The 25,174-nt window shown below is 36.1% G+C and carries 26 protein-coding genes and 1 tRNA gene; 19 read left to right on the top strand and 8 right to left on the bottom strand.

The window, feature by feature from the left end; genetic code table 11:
- Positions 1–5: 5 nt before the first annotated feature.
- From ACZ76X_RS08155 to odhA, 4 genes are all read right to left on the bottom strand, one after another.
- Complete coding sequence (locus tag ACZ76X_RS08155; protein ID WP_479850132.1) at positions 6–1,955, bottom strand: TOMM precursor leader peptide-binding protein; 1,950 nt, start codon at positions 1,953–1,955, stop codon at positions 6–8.
- Positions 1,952–3,871, bottom strand: a complete 1,920-nt coding sequence (locus ACZ76X_RS08150) for a putative thiazole-containing bacteriocin maturation protein (protein WP_479850131.1) — start codon at positions 3,869–3,871, stop codon at positions 1,952–1,954. Before ACZ76X_RS08150 ends, ACZ76X_RS08155 begins: the two co-directional genes overlap by 4 nt.
- Before the next feature lie 124 nt (positions 3,872–3,995).
- Positions 3,996–5,255 carry a 2-oxoglutarate dehydrogenase complex dihydrolipoyllysine-residue succinyltransferase gene (gene odhB / locus ACZ76X_RS08145; RefSeq protein WP_048526754.1) on the bottom strand — a complete coding sequence of 420 codons (1,260 nt, stop codon included), beginning with the start codon at positions 5,253–5,255 and terminating at the stop codon, positions 3,996–3,998.
- Positions 5,256–5,387: 132 nt separating this feature from the next.
- Positions 5,388–8,255: a 2-oxoglutarate dehydrogenase E1 component gene (gene odhA, locus ACZ76X_RS08140; protein ID WP_098670137.1), complete on the bottom strand. Its 2,868-nt coding sequence runs from the start codon at positions 8,253–8,255 to the stop codon at positions 5,388–5,390.
- 823 nt (positions 8,256–9,078) lie between these two features.
- Here odhA and ACZ76X_RS08135 point away from each other — a divergent pair.
- The 11 genes from ACZ76X_RS08135 (at position 9,079) to ACZ76X_RS08085 (ending at position 14,055) form a co-directional block, all read left to right on the top strand.
- Positions 9,079–9,288, top strand: coding sequence for a helix-turn-helix transcriptional regulator (locus tag ACZ76X_RS08135; RefSeq protein ID WP_000428510.1), 210 nt, complete (start codon positions 9,079–9,081; stop codon positions 9,286–9,288).
- A gap of 2 nt (positions 9,289–9,290) precedes the next feature.
- Entirely contained in the window at positions 9,291–9,668 is a 378-nt protein-coding gene (locus ACZ76X_RS08130) for a permease (RefSeq protein WP_097845375.1), read from the top strand.
- 28 nt (positions 9,669–9,696) lie between these two features.
- A complete protein-coding gene (locus ACZ76X_RS08125; RefSeq protein WP_001178300.1) occupies positions 9,697–9,879 on the top strand; it encodes a DUF3976 domain-containing protein in 183 nt (60 codons plus the stop codon).
- A 125-nt stretch (positions 9,880–10,004) separates the two neighbouring features.
- Entirely contained in the window at positions 10,005–10,364 is a 360-nt protein-coding gene (locus ACZ76X_RS08120) for a hypothetical protein (RefSeq protein ID WP_479850130.1), read from the top strand.
- Between the two features lie 18 nt (positions 10,365–10,382).
- Positions 10,383–10,652 (top strand): hypothetical protein, encoded by a 270-nt coding sequence (locus ACZ76X_RS08115; RefSeq protein WP_479850129.1) that lies wholly within the window; start codon positions 10,383–10,385, stop codon positions 10,650–10,652.
- An 80-nt stretch (positions 10,653–10,732) separates the two neighbouring features.
- The gene (locus ACZ76X_RS08110; RefSeq protein WP_479850128.1) at positions 10,733–11,278 is read left to right on the top strand and encodes a hypothetical protein; all 546 of its coding nucleotides are present in this window, start codon (positions 10,733–10,735) and stop codon (positions 11,276–11,278) included.
- Positions 11,279–11,434: 156 nt separating this feature from the next.
- Positions 11,435–12,031: a hypothetical protein gene (locus tag ACZ76X_RS08105; RefSeq protein ID WP_479850127.1), complete on the top strand. Its 597-nt coding sequence runs from the start codon at positions 11,435–11,437 to the stop codon at positions 12,029–12,031.
- Positions 12,032–12,489: 458 nt separating this feature from the next.
- Complete coding sequence (locus ACZ76X_RS08100; RefSeq protein WP_242261685.1) at positions 12,490–13,365, top strand: WXG100 family type VII secretion target; 876 nt, start codon at positions 12,490–12,492, stop codon at positions 13,363–13,365.
- A gap of 6 nt (positions 13,366–13,371) precedes the next feature.
- Positions 13,372–13,575, top strand: coding sequence for a hypothetical protein (locus ACZ76X_RS08095; protein ID WP_000476182.1), 204 nt, complete (start codon positions 13,372–13,374; stop codon positions 13,573–13,575).
- Positions 13,576–13,577: 2 nt separating this feature from the next.
- On the top strand, positions 13,578–13,826 hold the full coding sequence (locus tag ACZ76X_RS08090) for a DUF4176 domain-containing protein (RefSeq protein WP_098670144.1): 249 nt from the start codon (positions 13,578–13,580) through the stop codon (positions 13,824–13,826).
- Between the two features lie 40 nt (positions 13,827–13,866).
- Positions 13,867–14,055, top strand: coding sequence for a hypothetical protein (locus tag ACZ76X_RS08085; protein ID WP_242261686.1), 189 nt, complete (start codon positions 13,867–13,869; stop codon positions 14,053–14,055).
- Between the two features lie 423 nt (positions 14,056–14,478).
- Here the strand turns inward: ACZ76X_RS08085 and ACZ76X_RS08080 are convergent.
- Both ACZ76X_RS08080 and ACZ76X_RS08075 read right to left on the bottom strand, forming a co-directional pair.
- Positions 14,479–14,551 (bottom strand) — tRNA-Val (locus ACZ76X_RS08080).
- Between the two features lie 178 nt (positions 14,552–14,729).
- Entirely contained in the window at positions 14,730–14,945 is a 216-nt protein-coding gene (locus tag ACZ76X_RS08075) for a hypothetical protein (RefSeq protein ID WP_479850126.1), read from the bottom strand.
- Positions 14,946–15,232: 287 nt separating this feature from the next.
- On the opposite strand from ACZ76X_RS08075, the gene ACZ76X_RS08070 reads away from it, so the two are divergent.
- The 6 genes from ACZ76X_RS08070 to calY all read left to right on the top strand — a co-directional run bounded on the left by ACZ76X_RS08070 (position 15,233) and on the right by calY (position 20,237).
- Positions 15,233–15,460, top strand: a complete 228-nt coding sequence (locus tag ACZ76X_RS08070) for a hypothetical protein (protein ID WP_000251864.1) — start codon at positions 15,233–15,235, stop codon at positions 15,458–15,460.
- Positions 15,461–15,615: 155 nt separating this feature from the next.
- Positions 15,616–16,902 carry a D-alanyl-D-alanine carboxypeptidase family protein gene (locus ACZ76X_RS08065; RefSeq protein ID WP_479850125.1) on the top strand — a complete coding sequence of 429 codons (1,287 nt, stop codon included), beginning with the start codon at positions 15,616–15,618 and terminating at the stop codon, positions 16,900–16,902.
- A gap of 185 nt (positions 16,903–17,087) precedes the next feature.
- Positions 17,088–17,657 (top strand): signal peptidase I SipW, encoded by a 570-nt coding sequence (sipW, locus tag ACZ76X_RS08060; RefSeq protein ID WP_074542086.1) that lies wholly within the window; start codon positions 17,088–17,090, stop codon positions 17,655–17,657.
- 62 nt (positions 17,658–17,719) lie between these two features.
- Positions 17,720–18,307: a CalY family protein gene (locus ACZ76X_RS08055; RefSeq protein WP_000172834.1), complete on the top strand. Its 588-nt coding sequence runs from the start codon at positions 17,720–17,722 to the stop codon at positions 18,305–18,307.
- Between the two features lie 161 nt (positions 18,308–18,468).
- Entirely contained in the window at positions 18,469–19,221 is a 753-nt protein-coding gene (locus ACZ76X_RS08050) for a DUF4047 domain-containing protein (RefSeq protein ID WP_479850124.1), read from the top strand.
- 422 nt (positions 19,222–19,643) lie between these two features.
- Positions 19,644–20,237, top strand: coding sequence for a biofilm matrix protein CalY (gene calY / locus ACZ76X_RS08045; RefSeq protein WP_061185640.1), 594 nt, complete (start codon positions 19,644–19,646; stop codon positions 20,235–20,237).
- Between the two features lie 74 nt (positions 20,238–20,311).
- On the opposite strand, the gene ACZ76X_RS08040 is transcribed toward calY, so the two are convergent.
- Both ACZ76X_RS08040 and ACZ76X_RS08035 read right to left on the bottom strand, forming a co-directional pair.
- A complete protein-coding gene (locus ACZ76X_RS08040; RefSeq protein WP_000578880.1) occupies positions 20,312–20,635 on the bottom strand; it encodes a helix-turn-helix domain-containing protein in 324 nt (107 codons plus the stop codon).
- Between the two features lie 79 nt (positions 20,636–20,714).
- The gene (locus tag ACZ76X_RS08035; RefSeq protein ID WP_000276215.1) at positions 20,715–20,849 is read right to left on the bottom strand and encodes an anti-repressor SinI family protein; all 135 of its coding nucleotides are present in this window, start codon (positions 20,847–20,849) and stop codon (positions 20,715–20,717) included.
- A gap of 343 nt (positions 20,850–21,192) precedes the next feature.
- Here ACZ76X_RS08035 and inhA1 point away from each other — a divergent pair, with 343 nt between their 5' ends.
- Together inhA1 and ACZ76X_RS08025 are read left to right on the top strand one after the other, a co-directional pair.
- Positions 21,193–23,583, top strand: a complete 2,391-nt coding sequence (gene inhA1, locus ACZ76X_RS08030) for a M6 family metalloprotease immune inhibitor InhA1 (RefSeq protein WP_001035920.1) — start codon at positions 21,193–21,195, stop codon at positions 23,581–23,583.
- Positions 23,584–23,754: 171 nt separating this feature from the next.
- Positions 23,755–25,122, top strand: coding sequence for an aldehyde dehydrogenase (locus ACZ76X_RS08025; protein ID WP_479850123.1), 1,368 nt, complete (start codon positions 23,755–23,757; stop codon positions 25,120–25,122).
- Positions 25,123–25,174: the final 52 nt, after the last annotated feature.

The raw sequence follows: 25,174 nt of genomic DNA, 5'->3' as shown, positions 1-25,174 counted from the left end.
CTTTACTATGGAAACGGATGCGGATGTGGATTTAATTGTTCATTCGTTAAAGGTTCATTTGTATATCCAAGTGTCATCGGCACGGTATACACTCTATCCAGTCCTGTAACCCGAGTGAGATGGTGGCCGAACGTCATCGGTAGCATGCCTGGGATAATGACTTTTACACAATGTAATCCGTTTTTTTCTATAAGAGGTACTGTTTGATTTACAACGATTACGTCAAGTCCAGATTGCTGCAGGCGGTTTAAAAGTTGATGAAGATCGGATGTTAAATCTAGATTAACTGATTGTAATGTATTCATTTCTTGGAACGATTGCACCGGAGCATCGTCACGTAAAAGGAAGTGAAGGCGTTCTTCCGCTTCTTTCAATCCGTACAGCATACTATGGTCTTCCATTTTATTTACGAGATAAGGGTCTTGTAAGCAATTTTCGTAGTGCTCTCTTTTTTGTTCGAGTTCATCGTCTGTTATAAGTAACATACCTGCTATTTCGTGAATGGCACTCTTTAAAGCGCGGATTGGGTCCAAATGAGAGCCTCCAGCACAAACAACGTTCATTCCATTTTCACGCGTATTTTTCGCGATTACCCATAAGCTTGGGATGCCGTGTTCCATCGTTGCGTTAAAAGCATACAATTCATAACCGGTAATCGTGTACAGCCGCTGAATCATTAATTGTAATTCCGTATCATTTGCTGAACTAAGATCAAGGCGGGGAAGAGGTAATTCGGCATACCAAGTGAGCAAGAAGGCGTCACGCTCTACAATTTCTAAAATGCCGTGAAAAATCGCTTCTTCTAAACTACCACCAATGGCACATCCATTTGATGTTTCATATACGAAGGCATCTCGATGACCGAGGCTATAATAAGCGATTGATTCAGGAACTAAAATTGGCTGGTTTTGTAGTAAAGAGTATCCCCATACCCAGTTTTGTTCATAGTCAGGATCAAACGGTTTAAAGGGAAAACTATCACGATTATAATGTTCATTGGTATGTACACCGAGCGAGAGGGGATTTAGTGCATAATCCTCTAAATCATGAAAGCTACCATGCACATTCGTTTTTTTTCCTCGAGGTGACATACCACAATATCTTTCTAAACCTTCTAAAATAGCAGTTGCTTCACTTATTGCAAATGAATGAGTTCGGCCTGCAACACCTTCATTTCCAAACAGTAATGGCATGTTTATAATAACGTCAGCAAACGGTAATAAAGAATGTTGCATTTTTCCGTTCAACATACCGACGCGGTAATCTAAATAATCTCTCGTTAAAAATGTGTTTAGTTCATGAATGGAACGACAGCGATATGTGGCATCACTTGTTTTTAAGCTCGGTTGTAACGAAATCACAGCTGCATCTGCTGTGTCATCAGGCAAATTGCTGCATACCGGGCAGAGCGGATCTGGAAGAAAAGAATGCCGTGTACATTGCAGTGTTTGTAAGTTTAGTAAAATGAGTTCATTTTCTAAAGAAGAATGCTCATGAGCTAATATCTTCTCTGTTTCTGCGCAAATAAGATGGCACATTTGTAACATCCCATTTTGAGTGGCACGTACATCACGCCTTGTTACATTATCTGTCTTTAATGCATATTTCCGCTGTAGTTCCCACATTTCTTGTTGATCAAAGCCGGCGATAAATCGGCGTCCATCAGAGCAATGGGAACAGCCAGTTGCAGAGGGATGAATGTAAGGACCGATAATACCTTCACCAAATGAAGTAAACCCGCGTAACCACGGAATCTGATTGGAACGGAAAATTAGCTCAGCATCATGATGAATAGCAGAAGGAGAGCCATCATGTAAGACGAGAGCGAATGTAATGTTTTCAGGGAGTTCGTCTGTAAGGTTATGTTGGCGAATGATAGAATATTGATGGCATAGTTGATCATGTACATAGTTTGCCAGAAGGCCATCTCCTATAAGCAATATATTTTGAGTCATAGACTATCCTCCTTTGCAATTAATACCCCGTACACACCATCCAAGTTTTCTTTCAAAAATGGTTCAATAGCTAAATCAAACACGAATGGATAAAAATTATGTTCTTCTAAATGTTGCAAGGCAAGCTGTACAGATTGCGTGCTTGGAATTTCTTCTTCCGCTTGTATTTCTAACCTAAAAGAATCAGTGTCATATAAAATAATAGAGGATTCAGGCAAGATATTAGCTCTGTAAGGAGTCTCTTCATTTTGAATGTGAAGAAGGGATAGTTGTAGTGCGTTTCGTAACGCTAACGTTGTATTAATATTAGATGCGCCGTACCATCGATCATGTATACCGACCCAAACGACTGGAAAGCTGAGAATCTCTTCACTTACTGCTATTTTAGGTGTTTCATGAATTGTAGCGAGAGCATCGTAATAAAATCTACAATGTTTATCATGAATTTCGGTTAAGTCGACTGTCGTAATTTCTTCTAGCATATGTGACTGCCGCTCATACAATTTATTATTTAAATGTTGTTGTAGCGCCCGGTATACACCTTCTGTCATCGTCTCTCCGGCGCCAATACCGATATCGTTATGTTCAGGGATAAGGCGGTGCATAATTTCTGCTACATAGGTTTCAATTCCTGCTAAACCAGCTTCTCTGCGTGCTTCATTATGAGTCAAACCACCACAAGTCATAAGAGGCAGGAGGGAAGCAGGACCATCTGATAGTGGAGTAGCTACTTGAATATGGCATTGTGATAACGGTAATTGATGTAAATCTTCTTCATCCCATACGTGGAATATACCAGCCTCTTTAGAAGTTAATGAATCGAAAAAATGGAATAAATCAGTTGAAGTATGTTCGTTGGACCGATGCTCAAGTTGTGCAGAAAGGTTTTCTATTGTATCAATTGTAAAACTTTCATCGGTTGCGAGAGGATGTTTTATAAAAGGATGCCATGTTCCTTCGAGTGTTTCATAGTTTAATAAAAAGAATTGGGGACTCTTTTCCCGATGTGAATCATCAGCAACATGTTTAAATAATTCAAAAACGATTATATTTGCTAACATTGCAGATGTAACTGGTGAAAAGGATGCTGATGAGTGTTCATTTTGTAAAGTTGTTTCATGTAGCCGATGCCATGCGGACTCCCAGCATTCTTCACGATTAGCTGTTACGACAGGACCAGCTATACCAAGTGTTGATAAACAGACGGCTGGTATGAAATTCTTTCCTATTTCTCTACAAATCGTATGAATTGCTCTTAAGCCTTCAATATCCCCATTTTGAGAAACGTACAAAATCCAATCGAAAGGCTCGAACACTTCATGCAGAGGTCGATCAATGGTCGTATCTATTTCTTGAACAAGTACAGTATCATCAACTTCATGGGCAAGTTCTACTAGCTCATGAATGCGGTCGTAATTTGTTTCCGCATAATCTGTCACAAGGTAATGAAAGGTAGGTAATCCGGATTCTAATAAAGAAGAAACTAAGGAAGTAAGCATATTACCAGAACCAATTATAAGGACATTTGCTGTGCGGTACGTTTCGAATTTTAGAGCACCTGAATGAGAATCTGCTTCTAAAAATTCAATTTGCGAAGCATATCTATCAAGTAATGCGCTGTTTAATTCATGAGGTGCATCTTGACTTACATCACGGACAAATCCATTTGTATATAAAATCTCTCCAATTTCAAGTACACGATTTTGATAGGGAAGAGGGAGACCATCCGTTATTTCTGCTAAAGAATAATTACCGTCAAACATCGGCATTAATTTTTCAATCCAGTTATAAATTCCGTCACCGTCCATACGAAATGAACTGGCGTTATTTCGAAAATAGACACCCCCGTTTGAGTCGGGGAGGAAGAAGGTATCCTTATTTGCTTTCAATTTTGCATGAATTGGAAGGTTACTCATTTGAATCCTCCTTACGTTATAGGCATACATTATTAGCTTATGTCATGCAATTTGTCCCGTATGAACGCAATAAAAAAAGGCTGTAGAATGATTATTCTACAGCCTGCAATAGATTATTAATCTATCAACCTTCTAATAATAATGATTTTGGATCTTCAAGCATATCTTTAACAGCAACAAGGAAGCTAACTGCTTCTTTACCATCAACGATACGGTGATCGTAAGATAAAGCGATGTACATCATTGGACGGTTTTCCATACGTTCTGCATCAATAGCAACAGGACGTACTTGGATTTTGTGCATTCCTAAAATACCAACTTGTGGGCTGTTTAGGATCGGTGTTGACATTAAAGAACCGAACACACCACCGTTTGTAATTGTGAATGTACCACCTTGTAGTTCTTTTAATGAAAGTTTGTTGTCACGTGCTTTTTTACCTAATTCACGAATTTCGCTTTCGATTTCAGCGAAGTTTAATTGGTTCGCATCGCGTACAACTGGAACAACTAATCCATCTGGAGCTGCTACTGCAATACCGATATCATAGAATTTTTTAATGATAAGCTCGTCGCCTTGAATTTCAGCATTTAATAATGGGAATTGTTTTAATGCTGCAACAACTGCTTTTGTGAAGAATGACATGAAACCAAGACGTACATCATGTTTTTTCTCGAAAGCGTCTTTACGCTCTTTACGTAATTCCATGATTGCAGTCATATCAACTTCGTTAAATGTTGTTAACATTGCAGATGTTTGTTGAACTTCTACAAGGCGTTTTGCAATTGTTTGACGGCGGCGGGACATTTTCACGCGCTCAACTGGTTTTTCAAATTCAGTTTTTGCAACTGGAGCAGGAGCTGGACTTTTTGGAGCAGCTGGTGCTTCTTTTGGTGCTGCAGCATGAGCTTGTACATCGTGTGGTCTCACACGTCCAAGTGGATCTGTGCTACGTACGTCATTTAAGTCGATTCCTAATTCACGAGCCATTTTTCTAGCAGCTGGTGATGCGATAGGACGGTTCGTATTTGGTAACCCTTGTAGAGTTGCAGTTTGCTCAGCATTTGGTGCCGCAGCTTTCGGTGCTTCAGCCGTTTCTTGTTTTGGTTGCTCAGCCACTGGTGCAGGTGTACTTACTGCAACTGGTGCTCCGTTTGCATCTAAAATTGCGATAGTTGCGCCAACTTCAACTGTATCCCCAGGTTCGCCTAGTAACTTCGATACAATACCTGAATCTTCTGCAATGATTTCTACATTGACTTTATCAGTTTCAAGCTCAACAACGCTGCCACCTTTCTCAACTTTGTCGCCTACGTTGATAAGCCATTGTGAGATAGTTCCTTCAGTAATAGATTCTGCAAGCTCAGGTACTTTAATTTCGATCATTTTAAATGTCCTCCCCTTATTTGCCTAACGGTGTGTTTTTTCTTCTTTTGTTTTCGGTAATCTCCATTTGTTAGCCTACCCCTGGGCAGATATTCTGCCCAGGGAACAAGCTAGAAACCTTCATTGTTACTTTCAGTTGCTGAAAACTTCAATTTCTTGTTTATCTTGACGAAAGTTATACTTCACATCTAAAGCGTGTGAAACAATTAGTTCTTGCTCAGCTTTGTGAGCGAATGGATCGCCACCAGATGGGCTAGAGCGATCTGGGCGTCCAATATAACCTGTTTTCACTTTATCTCCAGCTAGCTCGAACAGAATTGGAGCCATGTAATGCCATGCGCCCATATTACGAGGTTCTTCTTGAACCCAAATAATTTCTTCTAAGTTTTTAAAGCGTTTAATAATAGATTGAATTTTCTCAGCAGGGAATGGGTATAGCTGTTCAATACGAACGACATGAATTTCATCTAAGTTGTAGTCATGTTTGCCAGACTCGATTTCTGCTGCTAAGTCAATCGCCATTTTACCTGTGCTTAAAACAAGGCGTTTTACTTTGTTTGGTTTCGTGCCAAGGTTTTCTTGTTCTAGAGCAGGTTGGAAACGTCCTTCGCTTAACTGACTAGCAGTTGAAAGCGTAAGTGGGTGACGTAATAAACTCTTCGGCGTCATCAGTACTAATGGTCGAACAGCTTCTGTTCCTAGGATAGATGCTTGGCGACGTAAAATATGGAAGTATTGTGCCGCACTCGTTAAGTTTGCAACTGTCCAGTTATTCTCAGCAGCTAACTGTAGGAAACGCTCTGGACGTGCACTAGAGTGCTCTGGTCCTTGACCTTCATAACCGTGTGGTAATAGAAGAACTAAACCAGATTTTTGACCCCATTTTGCTCTTCCTGCTGAAACATATTGATCAAATAATGCTTGCGCAGTATTTGAGAAGTCACCATATTGCGCTTCCCACATAACAAGCGTTTCTGGAGCGAATACGTTATAACCATACTCGTAACCAACAACAGCAGCCTCTGATAGCGGACTGTTATGAACAGAGAATGAAGCGTTAATGTTTGGTAAGCGATGTAATGGTGAATATGTTTCATTTGTATCAGTATCGTGTAATACGATGTGACGATGTGCGAATGTACCACGTTGTGAATCTTGACCAGTTAAACGAATTGGTGTACCTTCTTGTAAAATAGAAGCGAATGCTAATGACTCAGCAAGTGCCCATTCAATTTTACCGTTCTCTTCAAGAGCATCTTTACGGCGTTCAAGAATTTTCTTCACTTTCGGATATACGTTAAAGCCTTCTGGCCAAGATAGTAGACCTTCATTAATTGCACGAAGTGAGTCAAGCTCAACACCAGTATCAATTGACTGAATGCCCTTTGCAACAACATCTGGCACTTTAACGTGAATTGTTGCATCGCTCGTATCAGCTGGTGGTACTTGTGCATAGTCAGATTTTAATTGTTCTTGTGTAAACTGAGTAATTGTTTCAATCTCATCTGCATTTAGAACACCGGCAGCTTGTAATTGATCTGCATAAATTGCTCTTACAGTTGGGTGATTTTTAATCTTTTTGTACACTTGTGGTTGTGTCACTGCTGGGTCATCCATTTCGTTATGACCGTAGCGGCGGTAACCAATTAAATCGATTAAGAAATCTTTTTTGAATAACATGCGATATTGAATCGCAAGATTAGCAGCTGCAAGACAAGCTTCCGGATCATCAGCGTTCACGTGAACAATCGGAATATCGAAACCTTTTGCAAGGTCGCTTGAATATTTCGTAGAACGAGAATCATAGCTATCAGTCGTAAAACCAACTGCATTGTTTGCGATAACATGAATTGTTCCACCCGTTTGGTACGCGTTCAATCTGCTTAAGTTCAACGTTTCAGATACAATACCTTGACCAGGGAATGCAGCATCACCATGAACTAAAATTACGAATGATTTTGAAGTATCTTGTTCTGGAAGACCAGATTTTTTACGGTTTTCTTGAGCCGCACGTGCGAAACCTTCTACAACAGGATTAACGAACTCAAGGTGACTTGGGTTATTTGCTAATGTAACACGAGTGCTAACTTCTTCGTTACTAACGACTTGTTCTCTACCTAAATGGTATTTCACGTCGCCAGTCCAGCCTGAATTAGCCACTGCGCCTTCTATTTTTGCATGTTTGAATTCAGCAAACATGTGACTATATGGTTTTTCTAATACGTGTGCAAGTACGCTTAGGCGACCGCGGTGAGCCATACCAATCATGACATCCTCTACGCCATTTTTAGCACCTTCTAGCACAATCTCATCTAGAACAGGTACAAGCATATCAACGCCCTCGATAGAGAAACGTTTTTGCCCAACGAATGTTTTATGCAAGAATTGCTCGAAACCTTCAACAGCTGTTAAACGTTTTAAAAGAGCAGTTCGTTTTTTATTTGATAGTGGTTGGCGCAATGAATTTGATTCCACCATTTGATGCAACCACGCGCGTTCTTCACTATCTTGTATATGAGAAAATTCATAAGCTAAAGTTTGTGTATACACTTCTTTTAATCTATGAATTACATCAAGTGCAGTGTGAATACCTTCTGGTGCATCTTGCCATACTGTTTTTGCTGGAATCGCTTTCAAATCAGCATCGCTCAGTTCGTTCATTGCTTTCTCAAGAAGAGATTGTCCATTTGCCGCATCTTCCATCGGATTGATGTGAGCTAACGTATGCCCGAAAGAACGAATCTGTTCAACAAGCTGAACGACTTTAAGAATTTTTTCAATGTTCCCTGTGTTTTGAGGAGAAAAATGTGTTGCTGTGTTGTCCCCTGTTACGACATCATCTTGAAACGAAGGAGCTCCAAAAATTTCAAAAAGCTCTTGTAATTCCGGATCAACAGAACCTGCTCCAGTTACGTAAAGATCATACTGCTCAATAACATAACCAAGGTTCGGACCGTGGAACTTGGCCCAAGGGTTTGTCGTTGTATTCTTCCTCGTCATTTGTTTAAACCTCCCAATGCATATAATCCTTTTTCTATACAAAAGGTGCATTTTGCTCTTTTCAATAATTGATGAACCAATAATCAATGTAAATGTTTTCTTTACTCTTATGTTATTACAATAATTTACATAATACCAAACACTATTACTTATCTGTTTTGTAAAAAAACATTCACAATAACTTATCACCCAAGTTAATCTTTCATGTTATAAAGTAATTTTACAGAAAAATGGGGTGGATATATTTGGTATACCTATACAAATAACTAAAATTGTTGCATGTAAATATAAGTATAATAGTTAGAATGTTTCGATAAAAATGAGTTCGAATTATGTATATTGAAATAATAAGCGCTTTCATTGATATTATACAACAATATAACGGAATATAGTATAAAAAATAAAAAATTATGAATTTAGAGTAAACTTTATTTAGATAGTGTTAAATATTGAAAGGAAAGTGAAGGATTTCTACAAAAAAAGTTGCTAAACATAAAAAATGCTTCATAAACAGTTAGTTTCTATAAATATGACGAAAAACACAGTAAAACCAATAACGCATTTCGTGGAATAAAGAGAGAAATGAAATATTTTAAAAGGATAAAACAAATATGGAGATATTAAATTTTAAAAAAAGAGAGGAGGAAATATAGTAACAGTTCATTACAGTGTTCCATGTTTCATTACAAAATAGACGTGCCGAAATTGAAAAAGTTTCTTCTATATAAATAGAGTGAAACAAACTAAAATGCATGTAAAGGAAACTTGACGTAAAGGATGCTTTACATATATACTCAGTGTAAGGAAGGAGGGAGAAATTTCCTTGGAAAATAAAATGGTCGAATACCGAAAAAAATTTGGACTATCTCAAGAAAAATTGGCTGAGAAACTTGGAGTTTCTAGGCAAACCATCATTTCAATTGAAAAAGGAAAATACGATCCATCACTTCCGTTAGCATTTGAAATCGCGAAAACATTTCAGACAACGATAGAACATGTATTTATTTATGAAGGAAAAGAAGGGGAGGAATAGGGATGAATTATTCACAAAAGTACTTCGTTATCATGGGAATTATTTTTCTATTTATGAGTGGATTTATGATATTAACAGGTATAATGACGCATTCTGCACCACCACCAGCAACTTATCCATTGCTTGGTATGATGATTATGTGTTTTTGCTTAAGTTATTTACACCCACAATTTAAAGAAAAAGATGAGCGAATGAAACTTATTCGTTATAAAGGAATGTTCTTCAGCTTTTTTGCGCTAACGGCATATTATCTTCTTTTCTCTTTCGGCTTAAACTTAAAAATACTTACACTATCTGCTACTGAACTATTGAATATACTTATGGCACTTACGATGAGTACAGTTTTTATCTCATTTGTTGTTTTGTCGAAAAGATATTAAGATGGAAGAGAGAAAGGAAGATTAACATATGCAAATGATGTATGCTTTTGGCATTGGGCTTGTATTATTTCTAGCTGTATTCTTATTTATTCGGAAAGACGTTCAAGGCGGGACGTTAACGAAACGAGGCTTTTATAAAATGATCGGCTGTTTAGTTGTTATGTTTATAGCGATTATCGTAATGATCGTTTTAATAAATCAATCACTATAGAATGAACCTTACTGGAGTAAGGTTTTTCTTTTTTGTATAAAATCCGAAAATTCCTGCTAAATCAATTTACTGCATATAATCGATATTATATAATTTAATAAAATGATAGATAAGGAGAATAGTATATGAATAAAAAAACTATCTTCTTTTTATTAACATGTATACTATTTGTAGCTACTGCTACTTATATAATATGTAACAAACGAGAACAAGTGCCACCTATGTTAGTATGGGAGGGGCAGGAATATTATGTAACGCATGAACCTGCCAAAACAGAAGAAGTAGGGCAAAGGCTCGGAGAAGTAACAAAGAAAATCAAAACAAGTAAAAAACCTACTAAAAATAGTGAATCCAACATAGTACAAGAAAAAACAGAAGTATTCACAATGATAGAAGAAGAAAAACATCCTCACTCACCTTTAATCATAAAGGAGCCTCATAGTGATGAATATAGGGTAGTAAGACCGATGTTAAAAGTACTATAAAATAAAAAGGAGATCCATATGCAGACAGTAACTTCATATCCATGGTCGTTAAGAAAAACGTTTGTTTTTTTCCTTTGCTTCATCCTTCCGCCAATTGGTATGATTTATATTTTGATGAATAAAGAAGCACTACAAAAGAGAGACTTCATTTTATATGTATTATTTGTTGCTATTAATATATCGCTTTGGTTATCGCTTATGATCTTTGATTGGAGTATGTGGATGGTAGCGGGGCATTATGTGCTTGGAGCAATTGTTATTGTTTGTTCGAATATGAATAATAGATAAGCCAGCCACCTTAAAGTTGCTGGTTTTTATTTTGCTATTTATAATGAAGAAACAAATTTTAATAGAGAGTAGTGGACGTTATGAGATGGAAAGAGGGAACATTTGAAAAAATAGAAACGAATGACTCATCTGTTGAGCAACTTATACATACATTCAAGGAACAAAACGTAAATGGCGGAGCGGTTATAAGTTGTTTTAAAGTACATAACGAAAATTTTTTCAAAGAAATACCACATTCGAAAGATGGATACGAGCACTTCTTTCGAAGAATCTTTAACTCTTTAGATATAATTAATAGCTTAGAAGAGTTAAAAATACATACGTCAGAAAAATATAAGTTTCATTTTAAAGAGCAGCTAGCAGTCATGCTTGATGGTAGCATTGCCGCGCAAATTTTGTGGGGCGGAGCATATGAAGCATTTAAGGAGCGACCAGTTATCGCCAAGCAATTAGCAGTCAATGTATGTCAATATATGTTCCAAGATCGATACGAAGATATTAAAGTGTTTGAAAGCTATCGCCCATGGACGGATTGGTTTTACGATGTTGCGTGGGATGTTACTTGGATGGTGTTAGATAGTAAGGAGCATAAAATGTGGTTCATTTGTGCTACGGATACGGATTGATAGAAGAGGGCCTTGTAGGAATGCTGCAAGGCTCTTTATCTTTGGGAATGAATAGAAAACGAATCATATAAATGCTATACTAAAAAATGTTTGTAATGTTAGTTTCATACTATTTTATAGTGATGACTTACTAGAAAAGATAAGAGGAGAATGAACGTGCAAAAGATACAAAAATTATTGCTGTTAATGATGGTAGTAGGATTAACAGTAGGTGTTTTAGCAGGGTGTGCAAACCCGAAAGATACGACAGAAGAATTTTTAACTGCGATACAAAAAGGTGATGTAGAAAAGGCTCGTACATTTGTTGAGAATGACAAGGAATTTAATAAACTAAACGAAAAAACAGATGATGCTGAGGCAAAAGCGATGCTAAGTGCAATTACGAAAAACTTTAAATTTGAAAAGCCAGAAGAAGTATCGAAAAAAGATGACAAAGCAGAAGTGAAAGTAAAAATTACATCTGCCGATCTATCCGTTGCTGTAACAAAAGCAGTGGGAGAAGTTATGCCAATGGCCTTCGCTAGCGCTTTTAGCGAAGACAAAGAGCAATCTGAAAAAGCAATCGAAAAAACAATGACATCAGCAATCGTCAAACACTTATCAGATAAAGATGCAATCATGGCAACTCGCGAAGTTACATTGAACTTAAAGAAAAACAAAGATGGCGACTATAAAATCGTTGCAGATGATAACTTGAAAGAAGTATTGTTTGCTAATGCGAAGTCTTTGGAGAAGATGTTTGGTGGGAAGTGATTGATTTAGATAAAAAAGAGAAGCCATATCACGTAGAAGGTTGATATGGTTTCTCTTTTTTTATGACCCCGGAGAGGCTCGAACTCAGAATCTCCATCAACAATCTTTCATGGTTATAGCAGATGATAGGGGATGAAAGTTGTTGTAGCTCCGTTACATAGTGATACTATACAGTAAACAGTTGATAGGTATACCTCTTTAGTTTTATCTAGAAAAATAGGATGGGAATAGGTCTACGTATTTAATAGTAGATACTTATAGTAGAAATAATTTCGTAGAATGGGACTAGATGATATTACTGAGTTAGCGCCAATGCATAAGGTATAATTTCAAATGCCGAAAGGATAACTTTTAGGATAGAAAGAGTTTGGAGTTGTAAGATTATATAAAATATTCGTAGTTGCAACAATTCTATTGTGGTAAAATATTCTATGTAAATATTTAAAAGGGGAATGGCTATGGGGGATATAAAAGTTACTCCTGAACAGTTGCGAAAAGTGGCAGGGACTATTAGATCAACTATCACAAATGCAACTGCAACACAGGAGCGACTAAAACGAGATATTGATATGATTTCTAGTAATTGGTTGGGCTCAACCTATATGAAATTTAATACGGATTTCCGTGATTCATCATTTAAAATGGCACAATTTATAACCATATTAGAGCCGCTTGAGAAGTTTCTACTTGATTCTGCTAATAAATTCGAACAGGTAGATAATATGGATGTTGCTATTGCGATGGCTTCTGGTATTCTTAATAAAAATAATGATAAAGTCGAATATCTTACGGGTAAGGCAGAAGGTGCTGAAGGAGATCGACTTGGAGGGAAATTAGAAGGTACAGTAGTAAATGGTGAGTTTGAATTAAGTAAGGATAGTAAAATAAATACAAAGTTCGGTACTGGTTCTGCAGAGCTAAATATTCCGTATAGTAAAGAAACACTCCGCGAAGATGCTTCTAGTGGTAACTTGATTGGTGGAAAAGTGGAGGGACGCGCTCAAGAAACATCTTATGTAAGAACGGATATTCCTTATATGGAAGATATAACTGTAACTCAAAAAATGCACGATTTTAGTAGTATTGTAGGTTATGATGAGTATACAGCGAAGGTAGGTGCGGAATATAGTTCGCGCAAGTATGAATTGCTTTTAGAGAAAATTGATGTTCCGGATATTATTCCGTATTTCAGTGATCACGATATAACAATCCGCTTAGAATTGGGAGTAGGGACTTATGGGTATAAGCTTCACATGGGTCAAGAGAAAGGTTTTTATGCATCATACGAAGGTTTTGGAGGAGGTTTTTTCTTGAAACCTGAAAAAAAGGAGTAATCACACATGTTTAAACAAGGACGTATTTTGATGTATATTTTTACCGCGGTTTTATTTTTTTCTTCATTCTTTTTTCCGCAGCCAATGGAAAAAAGGTTTTTAACAGCTATTGCAGCATTGATTATTGGTGGAATAGGTATTGGAATTTCCTATCTATTAGAAATTTTGAGTAACAAGTCGAAGAATATATCTAAAAAGAACGGAGAATGACGATGGAACTTTTCCCGATTGGTTCAGTTGTAAAGCTAAAAGATCTAAACCAACCTGTTATGATTATTGGAAGAATGGTCATTTCAGCGGATAAACGTGATTTTGATTATGTAGGGGTTCTTTATCCGGTGGGTTATTTAGGTGATGAAAAAGTATTATGTTTTAATCATGATAAAATTGTAGAGGAAATGCATAGAGGGTATATGACTGAGAGTGAATTGGTTCTACGTGAGAAATTAGTAGAATTGTAAAAAGAAACGTAAATCTTAAAGATATAATAGGGGAAACAAAATGGGAAAGATAATGAGAACTCTTGTAATCATAGGTATACTTATCCCTCCGGTACTACTGTGGAGTGCACCTGATATTCCTCTAAATGATAAACTGCTGTTTACAGGTTTACAACTAACTGTAGGATTCACCACAGTAGTAGTGTTAGAGGTTATATTTAGAAATCGAAAAAAGAAGGGGGTAAAATAGATATAAATTGTATAGAATGGCAGATAAGAATATTGGTGGTTAATCATCTCAATAAAAGAAGCTAACAGAAGCAGGGAGAAATCCTTGCTTTATTTTTTGTATAGAATTGCTAAGTAGAGTATCGTTAAATTAGGATATCTGAAGGGGGAATAGGGATCTGAGTTAGATAAACGGTAGTCTTAAGAGTTATCTAACTGATTTCAATGAGTGTAAAAACTATAATTTTAATTACTATACAAACTTAAGTAGCATTTTCTTTTTAGTCCTTTCTCAGTTTTATGGAAACAAAAAAGAGGACGTCCCCTGAGCCAGCTGGTTTGCTGACTAGAAGTAGTCCTCTGTTAACTTGTGGTGTCTGATGGAGACCTCCACAGTTTTAGCTTTTGAGAATACTCCCTCAAGCCTTGATACTATTAGGTTTTATGACCCCGGAGAGGCTCGAACTCACGACCTCCACCCTGTCAAGGTGGCGCTCTCCCTGCTGAGCTACGGGATCTTCAAAAATGCGTATGTAACAGCATCTGTAATCTTTATGCTAAAGTAATTATATGCAATTAACTGAAATTTTGCAATATTTTTAAATTAGGTTTTAAAAAGGAAATCATATGCAATTATACGAGTAGTGTCTGAAGGGATAATGATAAGAAAAAACTTAGTAGGATGTAGCGGTCATATTATTTAAGATATTTATCTAAAGGGTTTTCATCGCTTAAATCAACAAGTAAAGGGCATAAGAATAATAGAGGTAGAACGGCATTAGCATGATGAAAGGTGTCATTAGATACATATTGCCTCCTAAAACAATACGGGCAATCTTTTTCAAATGTCACGAGTATTGACCATACATCTTTTATTGTCCACTTCGTGTTACAATATGTACAACGGGCCATAGAGTTCCTCCTTATGTTAAGGTTACTTCTAGTATATTCCATTTTATTGTACTGAAGTCATTTGTATTTGGTGTGATAAAATGTAATTTGTTTTGTTTTTTATGTGAATTTATTTAGTCATCTATGATCATTTACATATCGTTTGCTATTTTTGTATGATGGTAGATTTTCAGTTTCAATATGCAAACTGGCCAATATATCCTTTTTACAATTTACTTAAAATCATGTATAACAGAGATACAAGATTATTTTATAATTATTCAAGAGTAGAGGGAGAATTTATTATAATGGTAAGGAAAACGTTCAAGATGCGTGTATCTAGAAATAGAACGATTTCGATTAATGGATCAATTCTTGATGTGGATGTTACACATGATGAGTTTTTACAAGAGTTTGTTGAGTGGGTTGATTCTAAAGGTTGGTCGTTTATGGGGATGACAGATGAGATTACACCTGAGGAAGCTAGTCAAAAATTAATAGATTCATTGATTGATGAGAAGGATAAGAAAGAATAATTCTTTCTTATTTTTTATTGTATATTTATGTCATTCATCGTAAAAGTATGATATAGTAAAAAACAGTGAATATTCTTCCAATTTAATACAAATTACATATAGATTGGTAGATTCAATTTTTAAACTGTGAGAGTATAGGGAAAAGGGAGAGTCATATGGTAAAATTTAAGAAAATTTTGGCTTTTATTACCGTTATTTGTTTATTTTTTTTGACACCTATGACGTTACGTGCTGAGACAAATATTGGAGTGAATCCAGAACAAGTAGCCCCACCACCTAAGGAAGGGCCGAATGTTTTTAGTCAGTTTGCAACTACGATTGATGCGAAAACTGGAGATATTTTGTATGATAAAAACGCACATCATCGTGCATTTCCAGCTAGTATGACGAAGGTGTTAACGGCGATTTTACTTATGGAGCATACGAAGCCTGAGGATGAATTTACGTTTTCACAATTAGCATTAGATCAAGAGAAGAGTAATTATCAAATTGAGTTTCAACCTGGTGAGACGATTAATAGAAATACTGCGCTTATGATTTTAATGGTGCTGAGTGCGAATGATGTGTCGTATGCGATTGCGGAGCATATTGGCGGAAGTGTTGAGAATTTCGCTCATATGATGAATGAGAGAGCGAAACAATTAGGGGCTACAGATAGTCACTTTGTCACGCCAAATGGATTGCATGATCCGAATCATTATACTACGCCATATGATATGGCGATGATTACGAGAGGTGTACAAAAGTATCCTGAAATTCTGCAAGCAATGAATACGAAAAGAACGACAGTTACGACATCTAGACAGACGGTGTCTATTTTTAACAAGTCTACTTATTTTGAAAATCCATATAGTATTGGTGGAAAGACTGGTTTTACAAATGAAGCGCGCAATACACTCGTTTTATTAAATGAGAAGGATGGAAATCGTATTATAAATGTAGTAATGGCTTCTCAAAGACCTGAAATTTATGAAGATTTGAAGCAGATGGCGGACTATTCTTTCGGTCAATTTGTGAAGCAAACGGTACTAGATAAACAGAGTTGGCATCAAAAAACAACATATTTAAATAAAGATATTGATAGCGAACTTGAGCAAAGTGCAGTACTTACGCTTAAGAAAGATGAAGGGAAAAACGTAAGGACGATTTTCCGTGCGGCTTCATTAGATAAAGATTCTTTATATCATAAAGGAATCCATCGCGGTGAGGTAGTTGGGGCAGTTGATATTACGAAAAATAATCAAACAATTGCGACGGTAAATGTTCTTTCAAAAGAAGATGTTACTTTTGCGATGCCTAAAAAAGATACGGCTACGCCTGAAGTAAAAGAATCAAATGTGAAAATAATAAGCATTGGGATAGGGGCTGCTGTACTATTTGGAGCTATTTTATTTGTAGTGCTACGCCGAAATACAACAGGAATGAAATCAGAAGAAAAATAAATTACTAATTAAAAGGCAGTTCAGCGTGAACTGCCTTTTTTATTTTTGAAATAACTAATAATTGTAAATCTTCTTATTGCATTTCTAGTTTGTTCGTTATATTATTTAGTTGTGTTCTTGTTAAAGAACGAAAATGAATATTGCATACTTCAAATAATATAAAACAACGGAGAGGAAGAGAAACGATGAAATTAATTTGGAAGGTGATTAGCAACGTTATCTCATTTGTTTTATTTGCGTTGATGGTTTGCTTAGCTTTTGTAGTTATTTCTTCAAAAGCAAGTGGTGGTGATCCAACGGTAATGGGATATCAATTTAAGAGTGTTCTTTCAGGATCGATGGAGCCAACATTTTTAACAGGATCAATCATTGCGATAGAGCCGACGAAAGATGGTTCTAAATATCAAAAAGGTGATGTTATTACTTTTAAAGAGAAAGATCAAAAAATTATCACTCACCGTATTATCGGTGTGAAAGATATAAATGGAAAAGTAATGTATGAAACAAAAGGGGATAACAACAACGGCGCTGATTTAGAACCAGTACTTGCGGAGAATGTCATTGGAAAATACGCGGATATTACAGTTCCTTATGCAGGGTATGCATTAAATTATGCAAATTCAAAAGCTGGAGCTGCTTTACTTCTTATTATTCCAGGAGTCTTTTTATTAGGATATTCCGCTATTACTATTTTTGGTGCTATTCGTAGCATAGACGGAGAAAAGAAAGAGAAAAAAGTAGAACAATCTGTCTAGTTCATTTGGTTATACTTTCCGTTTAGGAAGTTGACAAATATATAAATCAAGGGGATATGGACATGACTTTAAAGAAAAAATTAGGAATGGGTATCGCATCAGCAGTATTAGGAGCAGCGTTAGTTGGCGGAGGAACGTTTGCATTTTTCAGTGATAAAGAAGTGTCAAACAATACATTTGCGGCTGGTACGCTTGATTTAGCATTAAATCCATCAACAGTTGTTAATGTATCGAATTTAAAACCTGGTGATACAGTTGAAAAAGAATTTAAATTGGAAAATAAAGGAACATTAGATATAAAAAAAGTACTACTAAAAACAGATTATAATGTAGAAGATGTGAAGAAAGATAATAAAGATGATTTTGGTAAACATATTAAAGTAACATTCTTAAAAAATGTAGACAAGCATGAAACAATCGTAAAGGAAACAACGCTAGATAAATTGAAGGGTGACACACTTACTGCGGTAAATAACGATTTAGCTGCTTGGTTCTGGGATGAAAAAGGTATTTCTGCAGGTAAGTCTGATAAATTCAAAGTGAAATTTGAGTTCGTTGATAATAAAAAAGATCAAAATGAATTCCAGGGGGATAAGCTACAATTAACTTGGACGTTTGATGCACAACAAGGTGAAGCTGAAGGAAAATAATAAGGACAAGAAAAAGAGACTATCAAAAATGATAGTCTCTTTTTCTGATAAAAGGGAAATGTAAAAAGAAAGATAATTTTTATATCATTTTGTAATTCACTTTATTATAATAAAGATATAGTTCTTGATAAAGAACGAGTTGTTCGATAGGAGAGATTAAAATGCTGAAGCCACCTCGCAATTTTAAAAAGATTCTTATATTGCCATGTTTGTGTTCTATTACTTTTTATTTAGGCTCTCAAATGATGACTTATACAGAAGCAACTTTCGTTCATGAAACGAAAGTAACGGCTACGATTTCTACAGCAAGTATTTTTCCAAAAACAGTTGATCAATTAGCAGAACAAGCTAAGAAACATAAGGAATTTATTTTACATGAGTATGGAGAGATGAAATCAAAAGTAACTGTTACCTCCGTTCAAGAGTTAGAACAGGCGCTTGTTACGTGGAAGCAAGGGCGGGAGAAAATAGTTGCTGAGAGAGAATCTTTACAAAAAGTGTATAAGTCAATAGAAGAACCTTATAATCAAGTGCAAGAAGAGTTAAAAGGAAATACAACTGAATCGAATAAGCAAGTATTCTCGTATGTGAATGCTGGTTTTCATATAGTGAAAGAAAACTGTGAGTATGTTGATAAAGAAGTTAATTTACAAGTGATTGATAAACAAATTCAAGATTTTGAGAAGTTACTAGTAGATGAAACAGCAAAACTAGAAGAGAGTAAGAAACAAGAAGAAGCAAAAAAACTAGAAGAGAGTAAGAAACAAGAAGAAGCAAAAAAACTAGAAGAGAGTAAGAAACAAGAAGAAGCAAAAAAATTAGAAGAAAAGAAACAAGAAGAAGCGAAAAAATTAGAAGAGAAGAAGAAACAAGAGGAAGCAAAAAAGCAAGAAGAGAGTAAAAAACAAGAATAACAAGTAAAATACAGCAACATATAGAGCGAATAGCGGTTATACAGCCGAATAGGTGAGAGAGCATTGCGACTCACCTATTTGGCGTATCCTCTTTATTTTAACGATACATGTAAAAATCTAGAAGATAGGAGAAAACTAGTTGGCAGTATGATAGTGAAGGAGAATAATTAGTTTAAATATTAATTAACATTTTTTATTTCTCAATATTTTTTAGAAATTTCGGAATAATATTGAGAAATAAAAATAACTGAAAATATTAATAAATATTTGTTGTATTTATATAGGTTTGTTCGTTATAATGAACATAAGGTTTTTAAAAAAGAACAAATATTAGCTAATGCTAATATAGTTTTAGTTACATCTCTTATTTTAAATAAGAGATAGCAATAAAAATATAAAAAAACAGCTAGGGGGAATTGATTGTGAGTCTGAAAAAGAAATTAGGTATGGGAGTTGCATCAGCAGCATTGGGGTTATCTTTAATTGGTGGAGGAACATTCGCATACTTTAGCGATAAAGAAGTATCGAATAATACATTTGCGGCTGGGACGTTAGATCTTACATTAGACCCTACAACGCTTGTAGATATTAAAGATTTAAAACCAGGGGATTCTGTTAAGAAAGAGTTCTTATTAAAGAATAGCGGTTCATTAACAATTAAAGACGTTAAATTAGCGACAAAGTATACTGTGAAAGATGCAAAAGGCGATAATGCTGGTGAAGACTTTGGTAAGCACATTAAAGTGAAATTCCTTTGGAACTGGGATAAACAAAGTGAACCTGTATATGAAACAACTTTAGCAGACTTACAAAAAACCGATCCAGATCTTTTAGCTAAAGACATCTTTGCTCCTGAGTGGGGAGAAAAGGGTGGATTAGAAGCTGGTACAGAGGATTATTTATGGGTACAATTTGAATTTGTAGATGATGGAAAAGACCAAAATATCTTCCAAGGCGATTCATTGAATTTAGAATGGACATTCAATGCTAACCAAGAAGCTGGCGAAGAAAAATAATAAAAAAGCGGGTATCCCCCGCTTTTTTTATAAAGAAAAAAGAAGTGCTGATTGTAAGCACTTCTTTCTATTTATTATTTTTGATCTTGCTTCCATTTTGTAAATTCAAGAAATTCACGAAATTGTTCTTTGGAGACGCCGGAGTTCATTGCATCTTTAACGAGCTGTGTCCATTCGGAGTCTAAGTGATTTTCCTTTGTTGTTTCATCATGAAGTAAAGTATCAACTGGAATTTGTAGAACTGCTGCAATTTTTTCAAGAAACTGAATGGAAGGGTTTTTTTGTAAATTTCGTTCTATAGAACTAATGTAAGATTTAGCAACGCCAGCTTTTTCGGCAAGTTCAGTTAATGAAATACCTTTTTGTAAACGCAGGCGTTTTATACGTTCTCCAATCATATTTGCGCACCTTTCTATCAATATGTCGTCGTCTTATGATGTCATTATTATAACATAAACTTCGCTAAAAAGAACAAACCTATTGAGCCTGAGTGGCCGGCTTCATACGTTGGAAAAAATGTTCGATATCTTGTAGTGCGATACCAGCGTCTAGAGCTTCAAGTATTAAATCAATCCATTCTTGATCCAATGCGTCAGTCTTATCTTTGTACAAATGTAATTCCTCCCTAATTATCGGTCATAACTGCTGCTACAGAATACGTGATAATACAATCAGATTTTGTATTTTTATGTAGTGAATTATCAAATATTTTGTAGATAAAACAAAGATAAAATCCCCATTAAATTCCCTCTATGGCGATTATAAAGTTTCTGACAAATATTTTCAATATTTTCAGAAAACATTGTTGAATTGTGATATATTCGTATGCTAACTATGGAATTTTTACAAATATATTAAAAACATTACATAATATGACTAAATATTGAAAAAATATTGAATTTTTAATAAAATTCAATTTGTAATACATATTATTTATTAGGGGAGGAAATAAGGGATGAACAAGAAACCGTTCAAAGTTTTATCATCAATCGCTTTGACAGCTGTATTAGGTCTTTCATTCGGAGCGGGTGGCCAGTCTGCATATGCTGAAACGCCTGTTAATAAGACAGCTACGAGCCCAGTTGATGATCATTTAATTCCGGAAGAACGTTTAGCAGATGCGCTAAAAAAACGTGGGGTAATTGATTCGAAGGCTTCAGAGACAGAAACAAAGAAAGCTGTCGAAAAATACGTAGAGAACAAAAAGGGTGAAAATCCTGGGAAAGAAGTATCAAATGGGGACCCACTTACGAAAGAAGCATCTGACTTTTTAAAGAAAGTGAAAGATGCAAAAGCAGATACGAAAGAAAAGTTAGATAAACCTGCGACAGGAACACCTGCAGCGACAGGGCCAGTTAAGGGTGGTCTAAATGGTAAAGTACCAACATCTCCAGCAAAGCAAAAAGCGTACAACGGTGATGTTCGTAAAGATAAAGTACTCGTTCTACTTGTAGAGTACGCTGACTTTAAACATAACAATATCGATAAAGAACCTGGTTATATGTATTCGGAAGACTTTAACAAAGAACATTATGAAAAAATGTTATTCGGTAATGAGCCATTCACATTAGATGATGGAAGTAAAATTGAAACATTTAAACAATATTATGAAGAGCAATCTGGCGGTAGTTATACAGTAGACGGAACGGTTACAAAATGGTTAACAGTTCCTGGTAAAGCTGCTGATTACGGTGCGGATGCTGCAAGCGGCGGTCATGATAATAAAGGACCAAAAGGACCACGTGATTTAGTAAAAGATGCATTAAAAGCAGCTGTAGATAGCGGTATTGATTTATCAGAGTTCGACCAATTCGATCAATACGATGTAAATGGCGATGGAAATCAAAATCAACCGGACGGTTTAATCGATCACTTAATGATTATTCATGCAGGTGTTGGACAAGAAGCAGGCGGTGGTAAATTAGGTGACGATGCAATTTGGTCACATCGCTGGACTGTTGGACCGAAACCATTCCCAATCGAAGGCACACAAGCGAAAGTTCCGTATTGGGGAGGAAAGATGGCAGCATTTGACTACACAATTGAGCCAGAAGATGGCGCAGTTGGTGTATTCGCACATGAATATGGTCATGATTTAGGTCTTCCAGATGAGTATGATACACAATATAGCGGTCAAGGTGAGCCGATTGAATCTTGGTCTATTATGAGTGGCGGTAGCTGGGCTGGTAAAATTGCAGGAACAACGCCAACAAGTTTCTCACCGCAAAATAAAGAGTTTTTCCAAAAAACAATCGGTGGTAACTGGGCAAATATCGTAGAAGTAGATTACGAGAAATTAAATAAAGGTATTGGTCTAGCAACATATTTAGACCAAAGTGTTACGAAATCTAACCGTCCAGGTATGATTCGTGTAAACTTACCTGATAAAGATGTAAAAACAATTGCCCCAGCATTTGGTAAACAGTATTACTACAGCACAAAAGGTGACGATCTTCATACGAAGATGGAAACACCACTGTTCGATTTAACGAATGCAACGACTGCAAAATTTGATTTCAAATCATTATATGAAATTGAAGCAGAGTATGACTTCCTTGAAGTACATGCTGTAACAGAAGATGGTAAACAAACGTTAATTGAAAGACTTGGTGAGAAAGCTAATAGTGGAAATGCAGATTCGACAAATGGAAAATGGATTGACAAATCATATGACTTAAGCCAATTCAAAGGTAAGAAAGTAAAATTAACATTTGATTACATTACTGATGGTGGTTTAGCATTAAATGGATTTGCTCTTGATAATGCTTCATTAACAGTAGATGGTAAAGTAGTATTCTCTGATGATGCAGAAGGGACACCACAATTAAAATTAGACGGCTTCGTTGTATCTAACGGAACTGAGAAGAAAAAACATAACTATTATGTAGAGTGGAGAAACTATGCTGGTGCAGATAACGCATTGAAATTTGCACGCGGTCCAGTATTTAACACTGGTATGGTTGTATGGTATGCGGATTCAGCTTACACAGATAACTGGGTTGGCGTACATCCAGGACACGGTTTCCTTGGCGTAGTTGATTCTCACCCAGAAGCAATTGTAGGAACTTTAAATGGTAAACCGACAGTTAAGAGTAGTACACGATTCCAAATTGCTGATGCGGCGTTCTCATTCGACAAAACACCAGCTTGGAAAGTTGTATCTCCAACGCGTGGAACATTTACGTATGATGGCTTAGCGGGTGTACCGAAATTTGATGATTCAAAAACGTATATTAATCAACAGATTCCAGATGCAGGACGTATTTTACCGAATCTTGGCCTGAAGTTTGAAGTAGTAGGACAAGCTGATGATAATTCTGCAGGTGCTGTTCGTTTATATCGTTAATACAGTAAAACTACCGAGAGATTTTCTTTCGGTAGTTTTTTTGTGAGCAATGAATTTTATATAAAAGAAGAAATTATATATAATGTAACTTTATGAATAGAAATTTATTATAGATAAAGTCTATATAAATAATGAAAGAATTGGATAAAAATAGTGGGAGAAGGTGAATAAATGAGTGTTTCTTCTATTGTAAATAAACAAAAAGCATATTTTTATAATGGTCATACGAGAAGTATAGAAGTGAGAAAGAATAATTTGAACAAGCTTTATGAAGGCATTCAGCGTTTTGAAGAAGAAATATTTCAGGCATTGAAATTAGATTTAAATAAGTCAGCTCACGAGTCATTTACAACGGAAGTTGGATATGTATTAAAGGAAATTTCCTTTCAATTGAAGCATATTTCATCGTGGAGTAAACCGAAACGAGTTCGAACAGCACTTACTCACTTTGGATCAAAAGGAAAAGTAGTGCCAGAGCCATATGGTGTGACACTTATTATCGCGCCGTGGAATTATCCGTTTCAATTAGCAATTGCACCACTTGTAGGAGCGCTGGCAGCTGGAAATACAATCGTTTTAAAGCCGTCAGAGTTAACGCCAAACGTTTCTAAAGTACTAACGAGAATGTTAGGTGAATTATTCCAAGAAGAGCTCGTAGCGGTAGTAGAAGGTGGCGTTGAAGAGAGTACAGCTTTGCTGAAGGAACCATTTGATTATATTTTCTTTACAGGTAGTGTGGGCGTTGGGAAGGTTGTCATGGAGGCAGCTGCGAAACAGTTGACGCCGCTTACGTTAGAACTTGGCGGAAAAAGCCCATGTATTGTACATAAAGATGCAAAAATAGACGTAACAGCAAGAAGAATTGTTTGGGGGAAGTTTTTAAATGCAGGGCAAACGTGTGTAGCACCTGATTATATGTATGTGCATGCTTCCGTGAAAGAACAGTTAATTGAAGCGTTGCGACATGAAATTGAGGAGCAGTATGGAAAAGAGTCACTGCACAATGATAATTATGTACGAATTGTGAGTGAACGTCATTTTGAACGTTTATGTACGTTTTTGAAAGATGGTAAAACTGTAATTGGCGGGAACTATAATAAAGAAACTTTACATATAGAACCAACGGTGTTAACTAATGTTACATGGAAAAGTGCTGTTATGGAAGACGAAATTTTTGGTCCGATTTTACCAATTATAGAGTACGACAACATAGAAGAGGTAATTGACAAGATTCAGCAACATCCGAAGCCGTTAGCGTTATATGTATTTTCTGAAGATAAAGAAGTACAAAGGCAGGTAACGGGTAATATTTCGTATGGCGGAGGCTGTATTAATGATGTTGTCTATCATCTTGCAACGCCATATTTACCTTTTGGTGGCGTCGGAAGTAGTGGATTAGGGAGTTATCATGGGGAAGAAAGTTTTCGGACTTTTTCACATTATAAAAGCATTTTAGCCCAATCTACGGCGTTCGATATGAAAATTCGTTACTCTTCTACAAAAAGTGCTTTAAAATTCATACGAAAGTTGTTAAAATGATGATGGTGTTTATCAGTAGGCGTAGCCGTATGATAATAGCCCCTTCGTAATG

This window comes from Bacillus sp. BC05(2025) (assembly GCF_056725905.1).
Note: the sequence above shows the minus strand (reverse complement) of the source record. Positions and strands in the feature narration are given on the sequence as shown.